The sequence below is a fragment of the Virgibacillus carmonensis genome (assembly GCF_057836705.1).
Window position 1 is genome coordinate 1 of the sequence record NZ_JBYQFJ010000214.1, and the last position, 636, is coordinate 636.

Annotated in this window: 1 protein-coding gene; it reads left to right on the forward strand. The window is 32.1% G+C overall.

The annotated features are described in order from the left end of the window. Positions 1–148: 148 nt before the first annotated feature. A partial coding sequence (locus AC3G7N_RS21460) for a glycosyltransferase family 2 protein (protein WP_489424163.1) occupies positions 149–636 on the forward strand: 488 nt, incomplete at its 3' end.

A 636-nucleotide genomic window follows, 5' to 3' on the forward strand; every position in this document is an offset into this window, starting at 1 on the left:
GATGCAAAGGAAGGGTTAACGTGGGTTCAAATAATTGAAAACCCAAAAAGTCGTAAGGATTTAATATTTAATCTGTCTCAAAATAGTGTGGATACTACAAAAGAGATCACCAAATTATTCAACTATATGAATTAAAGGAGTAAAAGCCTTGAGTAATAAAATTAGTATTATTGTACCTATTTATAAAGTGGAGTCCTACATTAATAAATGTATTGATTCAATTTTAGCTCAAACCTATAATGATTTTGAGCTTATTCTTGTAAATGATGGATCTCCAGACAACTGTGGAGAAATTTGCGAGGAATATGCAAAAAAGGATAAAAGGATACGTGTCATTCATAAGAAAAACGGTGGAGTGTCTTCGGCTCGGAATAAAGGAATTGAAATAGCTAAGGGAGATTATATTGGTTTTGTAGACCCGGACGACACAATTGAACCAACAATGTATGAGGAATTACTAAAGGCAGCAGATTATTATAACGCAGACATGGTTATTTGCCCGATTAAAAGTATCAATTTAGTAAACAACACAACAAGTGTATCTTCAATTTGGAAGGATAAAGGTCAACTTATAGGGAAACAAAATATCATAAATGATATAATTCCTTCTTTACTACTTGGTAAAACCTATAGCTT